The sequence below is a fragment of the Paenibacillus polymyxa M1 genome (assembly GCF_000237325.1).
GTDB lineage: Bacteria > Bacillota > Bacilli > Paenibacillales > Paenibacillaceae > Paenibacillus > Paenibacillus polymyxa_C.
In genome coordinates, this window is sequence record NC_017542.1 from 745,252 (window position 1) to 752,500 (window position 7,249).

Consider the following 7,249-nt stretch of genomic DNA (forward strand, 5'->3'; position numbering starts at 1 on the left):
CTTATTGTCTTTTTAGAAGATACCCGCTTTTTTCGATGTTTCTTTGATCCCGTTGGCTCCCTCTACCACGGTGCGACCCCAATCGGTCAGATTGCCGTTAGGTCCTGTCACAAGATCAAGATAATTAAGGTTGGAGCTATTGCCATACCAGGACCAGGCTAACCAGCCTACGCTTTTAGATTGGCCGTATCTCATGATTTCTGTCTCGTCGACGTCTGCTCCCTGATGGTAACCGCCAAATTCACCAATAATCAAAGGGAGCCCTTGATACAGAACGTTATCAATATTGGTTCGAACCGTTTGAACATCTTTGCCAGCAAATTCATACATATGAATGGAGAAAACGGTATTTTTCAAAGAATCAGCTGCAAACACAGATTTACCAAAGTCATTGATAGACTGAGGGTATTGTCCCCATCCAGCACAATCGACGATGAGCGTATTTTTGATGCCTGCGTTTCTCAGCTTGGGAATCGCTTGCTTATACCCATCTGCCCAACCGCCTCCATTCCAAGAGCCATACCATTCGTTCGCAATGTTCACGATAACCCGATCTTCCTTGCCGATCAGAGCATCTTTTATACTAATCCAGTAATTCACTGCTGCATCCAAAGACGCATAGTCGTCTTTACCTGTAGCGTCATGAACTTCAAGTACAGCAATCATTTTATGGTTGGAGACGAGAGAGATAATATTTTTCACGGAATTAATGTCATCCTTGGTGTACTGGTTTCCGTTAGAAAGGACAATTCGGACTGTATTAGCACCTGTTTTAGCAATTGCTGGGATAGCAGTATAAAGATCGTTTTTGTACCAAGTGTGAGCATGATTGACGCCTCTCATAACGAACGGTTTGCCTGTAGAGTCATACAGATTGGTACCGCTTACATAAAATCCTGAAGCAGCTTGCGCCTTGGAGAAGAATCCCCCCAAACCAATCATGATAAGCAGACCAGCGAGTCCAGACAATAATGCTTTTCTTAACAATGCGTTCACTTCTATTCCTCCCTAAAATATATTATTCAACTTCCTGCTATATAGAGGTGGAGTAGGTATGTAAGTATGTAAATAGCAGTAAGCTAAACACAATGTAAAGCGCTTTCATTTTTGAAGAAGTTATTTTTCGTTATTCTATCATTTGTGAATTTGTTATTCAATTGATTTTTTAATTTATTTTTGTTTTTGGAGTATATCTGTATGGAATTCTTATTAAAGTGTGATTTTTAAAGGTTTTATGATGGATTTTCTCTCTATTATAATGTGTTTTCTTGATTTTTTACGTTGGTAATTTAGTTAAAAATATTAAAATAAAACCTAACTAATTTTTATGATTTCTTTGTTGAATATAAACCAACCTAACAATATGTTTGGTTAGCTATCAGGAGTCATCTGAGGAACCGACAGTATAGCCCATGTCAAGCTTCACCCCGGTATTAAATTGTTGTATGATATTCTCGTAATACTTTTACCAGAATAGATAGGGGCAGATGATGAGAAAACCAATCATAGCAGTCGATATGGACGATACGATCTGTCATCTCGTCAAACGGGCTATATACCATAACAATAGTGAATTTCCCACTCATCCGCTTCATTATGAAGACATGTTAGATTGGAACACCGATCATCTACGTCATCCCAAAAGCACACATGATGTATTTTATGGACGACCGGGTTTGTTTGAGGAACTTGAGCTATATGACGAGTATGTTGTAGAAGAAATGGAGAAGCTTTGCAATGCTTTTGATGTCATTATTGTGACAGCGGCAGAACCAAAAACCGTCGTGGAGAAATGGAATTGGCTTCAGAGGCATATGCCATTCATTCCGATGGAGAATTTTTTCCCATGTAAACGAAAGAATCTGATTAACTATGATCTCCTGATTGATGATGGTCCCCATAATCTAGTGCCTGCGCTGGAGGACGGGAAGAAGGTGCTTTGTATTCCTCATCCATGGAATTTGAGAGCAAGAGAGCAATATGCATTCCCGGTCATGGCATCTTGGCAAGGAGCAAAAGAACGAATCGACTCCATTTTGGGAGTTCTGAAATAAAAAAATAGATGCATTCGCAAAAACAGCTAGCTCCCTTGGAGCTGGCTGTTTTGCTAGAAATAATAGGCCCCATGATAGAATAAAATGGTACAATTGATACATATTTTTCATGGGGAGGGATACATGTATGATCATGACTATGGGGCAGATGGTGATTCATCTGACAAAGGGAATAGACATACCCAATACGACCGTAGATCTGCTTAACCCAGAGCTTAGGGATACTGAGATTCAAGGAATTGTAACCGCTTTCTGCGCGTCACAGTATGTAATAGAACAAGCTATTTCGCTTGGCGCGAATTTTATTATTACGCATGAAGGTATGTATTATAGCCATCACGGTATCCAGGAATGTTTACTACATGATCCTGTCTATTTGCACAAATCTCGCCTGGTCGCCGACTCAGGCGTAGGGATTTATCGTTTTCATGACACCATACACCGTTATCAGCCAGATGGAGTGATGGTTGGACTTCTTCAGGTGCTTGATTGGCACCCTTACGTTGTGAAACAGCAGCCCTCTTCCGCCATTTTGGCTATTCCGGCTATGGAAGTTAAGGAGATCGCTGAATATATGAAAGCCAAACTTCATATTCGTTATGTACGAGTAGCTGGTGAGGTATCCATGCCGTGTGAACGAGTGGGAATCTTAGTCGGATATAGGGGAGGTGGTGAACTAGCCATACCATTATTTCTACATGAAAATGTAGACCTGGTCATTGCTGGTGAAGGGCCCGAATGGGAAACACCAGAATATGTGAAAGACGCTGTCTATCAAGGGCAAAATAAAGCACTTATCATGCTGGGACATGCTGAGAGTGAAGCGCCTGGTATGAAGTATCTTGCTGATACACTTTCCCTCCAATTTCCAACGCTCCCCGTCTACTTTGTCGAGGATCGCCCCGTGTTTGAAATATTGTAAGCGAGACCATACCTATGATGATCATCCCACATTGTTGTTTATATCCGTTCATCTACTTTATGAAATGGAGGCAAGATAATGGGAAGCAGAGTGATTATGCCGTTCAGAACAGATTGGACATTCGTAGAGGGCAACTACACAGGTGCTGAGAAGACAGATTATAACGATGGGCATTGGCGGGACCTTCATCTCCCTCATGATTGGAGTATTGAAAAATCGTTTGATCCACATATGCCGTATGGCGGCAATCAAGCCTATTTGCCCAGGTGGTCCGTCGGGTGGTACAGAAAGCATTTTAATGTGGAGCCCTCCTCTCCAAAACAGCGCGTATACATACAATTCGATGGCATTCACAGTAATAGTGAGGTTTGGCTCAATGGGCATTTTGTGGGCAAGCGGCCCTATGGATATGTTAGCTTTCAGTATGATTTGACTCCATATATTCGGTGGGATGAGGAGAACGTAATTGCCGTCAAAGTGGGCAATACGCTTCTTCCACCTGACAGATGGTATTCAGGGGCCGGTATTTATCGTAATGTCTGGCTGATTTATACGGATTATCTTCACATAACCGAATGGGGCACTTATATTACCACACCTGAAATTTCACCAGATGAAGCCAAGGTGAGTGCCAGAATCCAGGTAAGTAATCATTATGCGCATGCTGTAGAGTGTACGATTATGACTGAAATATTGGATTCACAGGGACAACTAAAAGGGAAAATTGAAAACCGAGTAACCCTTGCAGGCTTAGAATCAGAGGAAATTGAGCAGAAAACACGAGTTTTAGAGCCGGAATTATGGTCACCGGACCATCCAGTGCTCTATGAAGCCCAAACGACGATCTATTGCGACAATACTGAGGTGGATCGTTATCGTACCCCTTTTGGTATAAGAAAAGTGATCCTCGATTCTCAAAAAGGATTATTGTTGAATGGAAGCAGCTTGAAGCTGAAGGGAGTGTGCATTCACCATGATTTAGGCTGCCTGGGAGCTGCTTATCATGATACAGCAATGAAGAGAAGGCTGGAGAAGCTGAAGGAAATGGGCTGTAACTCAATCCGTTTTGCTCATAATCCTATGGCGCCCGAACTATTAGACTTATGTGATCAGATGGGTTTTTTGGTGGTTGATGAGGCTTTTGATAAATGGAAATCTCTTTCCTATGAACATCTATATGATGAATGGTGGGAAAAGGATCTGGAGACCATGCTTGTTAGAGACAGGAATCATCCTAGTGTTTTGATGTGGAGCGTTGGTAATGAAGTGGAGAATCAAGGTCAACCGTCCATGCTAAACATGCTGGAGAAACTCGTTGCCTTTTGCCATAAAAAAGACCCAACCCGGCCTGTTACCTGTGCGCTTGAGCCGCATAATACACCGATCAGCCTGCGTGATGGTTCGATTGAATCCAAGGTGGAGCATACCAAGCTGCTGGCACAACGAGTGGATGTGCTAGGGCTGAACTATCAGGAACAGTGGTATGAGCACTATAGAGCAGCCATGCCGGATACGCTTATCCTCGGAACAGAGACATTCCCATACTATCGGGGTAAAGATAACCGGGTTAAAGGTTATTTACCCCTGAATCCCTGGTTTGATGTTGCTAATCATGATTATGTGATCGGTCAATTTGTTTGGAGTGGAATAGACTATTTGGGAGAAACAAGCTACCCCTCTAAAGGATGGTCCTCCGGACTGATCGACACATGTGGGTTCCGCAAACCTGTATCTTATCTCCAACAAAGTCTATGGTCTGATCAGCCAGTTGTGCACATAGCCGTATTTAACGATCATATGAAATCGGAATATAATCCCACATGGACAATGCACTGGAAATCGCCGACTATGGAAGATCACTGGACATTTCCTGAATACGCAGGAAAACTGATAGGGTTGGTTACCTTTACCAATTGTGAGAGCGTAGAATTGATCGTGAACGAGGAATCATACGGTGAGAGAAAGTTGACCGATTTCCCTAATCATTTAATCCTATGGGAACTTCCCTATACGCCAGGAAAAATTCGGGCTATAGGCCGTAATGGGAATCAGCAGGTTTGTGAGCATGAACTGACCACCGCTGGGCTTCCTTATGCACTAAAATTGGAGGCTAATCGGGCGATTCTCCCTGCTGATGGGCATGAAATATCTCATGTGGAAGTAACCGTTATAGATCAACATGGGATTGTTGTACCCAACCAGGATGTTGATTTGAGCTTTGAACTGCATGGTGATGGTCGTATCCTTGGAATAGACAATGGAGATCTCACCAGTGATGAACCCTACAAGGGGAAAGAGAGACGAACACACAGAGGAAGATGTCTTGTGATTGTACAATCCGGGGATGTGGCTGGTGAGCTGTTGCTTCAAGCCTCAGCGGATGGGGAGTTACAGGGAGAAGTCAGTCTGAAAGTGGAATAAAGGGGAAAATGGATATTTGCCAGCTCATGCAGCTGGCTTTTTTTGCGTGAAAACTGAATATATTTCAGAATTGACATGAAAAAAAGGAAGATTTATAATTTCATAATTAAAGAAGTTAATTGAATAGTTTAATTAATGGGGTGTTTGATAGTGAACGAACGAGATTTCAAAGATGGTCTTTTCACCGAATACGCACGGATTGGAAAATGCTTGTCCAGCCCGAAAAGGTTGGAAATTCTTGATATTCTCATACAAGGACCCAAATCAGTTGAAGTTCTATCTAAAATGACTTCGATGTCCGTTGCCAATGTTTCTCAGCATCTACAAACTCTATATCAGGCTAAGTTGGTTCAATCCAAAAAGCAGGGAAACTTTGTGTATTATGAACTTTCTGATTCATCTGTTTTGCACTTTTTAAATTCACTGTATGACCTGTCTGAAAAGCAGTTAATTGAAGTTCAGCATATTAAGGAGCAATTTTTGGGTCAATTCTCAGATGTTGAAGGAGTCACAATGGAAGAATTGGCAATGCGGATGGAAAAAGGGGAAGTCACACTTCTGGATGTACGGCCACGAGATGAATATGAAACTGCGCATATACCGGGAGCTGTTTCCGTTCCAATTGAAGAATTAGCGGAGCAGTTATCCTTGTTGCCAGCCGACTCAAAGATTGTGGCTTATTGCAGAGGCCCGTATTGCTTAATGGCGGTTAGAGCTATTGAATTGTTGCAAGCTCATGGTTTCGAAGCTAGACACTTGGATAAGAGTGTTCACGATTGGAACGACTTTATTCTTAACGAAGTGACAGGTTCATGAAGATTGGAATGCTTGTCACTTTTTGATGAAAAACAGATAACTGTTTTGAAGGGAATCAGGGGAGGATGTTAGCCTTAATGAATTTGACGAATGCTTCGCAGAAGAAGCAAGCGCTTATCAATTCCTATGTGGAATCTTCAGATAAGCAAAAAAAACTGTATCGTCGTACGCTTATCACCGTTATTTTCTCTCAAATTTTTGGAGGCGCCGGACTGGCTGCCGGAGTAACCGTGGGTGCGTTATTGGCGCAAGATATGCTGGGTACGGATAAGTTCACGGGGGTTCCTACAGCACTATTTACACTTGGATCAGCGGTTGCAGCGCTCCTCGTTGGTCGGTTTTCCCAAAGATTTGGCCGACGGATGGGGTTGGGACTCGGTTTTATTGCAGGGGGAGTTGGGGCGATCGGTGTCGTTGTTGCAGCTCTTATGAATAGTATTACCCTGCTTTTGGTCTCCCTTCTTATTTATGGATCGGGAACGGCTACAAACCTGCAGGCTCGTTATGCCGGTACAGATCTCGCGAATTCAAAGCAGAGAGCAACAGCTGCGAGTATGGCTATGGTCTTTACAACGATCGGAGCGGTAGCCGGTCCCAACTTAGTTAACGTTACGGGAGAGTTTGCGTTATCCATTGGAGTCCCCAGTTTAGCGGGACCTTTTCTTTTAGCGGCTGTAGCCTATACACTAGCAGGCATAATATTATTGCTACTTCTTCATCCAGATCCTTTATTGGTAGCCAAAGCGGTTGCGAATCAGGCGGCACAAGGAAGCCAGTCGTCTTCTGATCTTGAAGCTACTCGTGATGGCAAAAAAGGAATTACTCTTGGCGCTTTAATTATGATAATAACTCAAATTGTCATGGTTGCGATTATGACGATGACTCCCGTACATATGAAGCATCATGGACATGGACTTGGCGAAGTAGGATTAGTCATCGGTTTTCATATTGGCGCTATGTATCTTCCGTCTCTGATTACAGGTATTCTTGTCGATAAGATTGGTCGTATAGCGCTGGCGCTGGCTTCGGCTGTAAC

Annotated in this window: 6 protein-coding genes (1 of these 6 cut by a window edge); 5 read left to right on the top strand and 1 reads right to left on the bottom strand. The window is 42.9% G+C overall.

Features of this window, described 5'->3' with window-relative positions; all coding sequences use genetic code 11:
* Positions 1–12 precede the first annotated feature (12 nt).
* On the bottom strand, positions 13–996 hold the full coding sequence (locus tag PPM_RS03330; protein ID WP_013369280.1) for a glycoside hydrolase family 5 protein: 984 nt from the start codon (positions 994–996) through the stop codon (positions 13–15).
* Between the two features lie 494 nt (positions 997–1,490).
* Between PPM_RS03330 and PPM_RS03335 the strand changes: the two genes are divergently transcribed.
* The 5 genes from PPM_RS03335 to PPM_RS03355 form a co-directional block, all read left to right on the top strand.
* A complete protein-coding gene (locus PPM_RS03335) occupies positions 1,491–2,054 on the top strand; it encodes a 5' nucleotidase, NT5C type (RefSeq protein ID WP_014599451.1) in 564 nt (187 codons plus the stop codon).
* 127 nt (positions 2,055–2,181) lie between these two features.
* Positions 2,182–2,976 (top strand): Nif3-like dinuclear metal center hexameric protein, encoded by a 795-nt coding sequence (locus PPM_RS03340; protein ID WP_013369282.1) that lies wholly within the window; start codon positions 2,182–2,184, stop codon positions 2,974–2,976.
* 78 nt (positions 2,977–3,054) lie between these two features.
* Positions 3,055–5,397 (top strand): glycoside hydrolase family 2 TIM barrel-domain containing protein, encoded by a 2,343-nt coding sequence (locus tag PPM_RS03345; RefSeq protein ID WP_013369283.1) that lies wholly within the window; start codon positions 3,055–3,057, stop codon positions 5,395–5,397.
* Positions 5,398–5,547: 150 nt separating this feature from the next.
* Positions 5,548–6,213, top strand: coding sequence for an ArsR/SmtB family transcription factor (locus tag PPM_RS03350; protein WP_013369284.1), 666 nt, complete (start codon positions 5,548–5,550; stop codon positions 6,211–6,213).
* Between the two features lie 77 nt (positions 6,214–6,290).
* Positions 6,291–7,249, top strand: partial view of an MFS transporter gene (locus PPM_RS03355; protein ID WP_013369285.1) — the 5' portion only. The gene runs 325 nt beyond the window's last position; only the first 959 of its 1,284 coding nucleotides appear in the window; the start codon lies at positions 6,291–6,293; its stop codon lies off the right edge, out of view.